Origin of the sequence: Kytococcus schroeteri (genome assembly GCF_002847825.1) — a bacterium.
Lineage (GTDB): Bacteria > Actinomycetota > Actinomycetes > Actinomycetales > Dermatophilaceae > Kytococcus > Kytococcus schroeteri.
The window spans coordinates 1-335 of the sequence record NZ_PKIZ01000114.1; the positions used below are offsets into that span (position 1 = coordinate 1).

The following is a 335-nucleotide window of genomic DNA, read 5'->3' on the forward strand; positions in this document are numbered from 1 at the left end:
CAGGTCATGCAGAAGGCCCCGGGCTCCTTTACGGAACCCGGGGCCTTGAAACCGTTTAGCGCTTAGAGCGCTAAGCGGCGATCATGCGAGTAGTAAAGACTACTTGTTGATCTTGGTAACGCGACCAGCGCCAACGGTGCGGCCACCCTCACGGATAGCGAAGCGCAGGCCCTCGTCCATAGCAACCGGCTGGATCAGGGTGACGGACATGTCAACGTTGTCGCCCGGCATAACCAGTGGTCTTCTGGGACTTCTCGCGGATACCCAGGATCTCAACCTCGTCGTTCAGGTTCAGGATGCCACGCTCAACACGGCCGGTAACAACGGTACCGCGA

General features: G+C 59.1%; 1 protein-coding gene and 1 pseudogene. Both read right to left on the reverse strand.

The window, feature by feature from the left end; all coding sequences use genetic code 11:
* Positions 1-99: 99 nt before the first annotated feature.
* A pseudogene (locus tag CYJ76_RS13265) lies at positions 100-237 on the reverse strand (EF-Tu C-terminal domain-related protein); the annotation flags it as partial.
* The gene (locus CYJ76_RS13270) at positions 212-298 is read right to left on the reverse strand and encodes a hypothetical protein (RefSeq protein WP_414467297.1); all 87 of its coding nucleotides are present in this window, start codon (positions 296-298) and stop codon (positions 212-214) included. The gene CYJ76_RS13270 and the pseudogene CYJ76_RS13265, both read right to left, overlap by 26 nt.
* Positions 299-335: the final 37 nt, after the last annotated feature.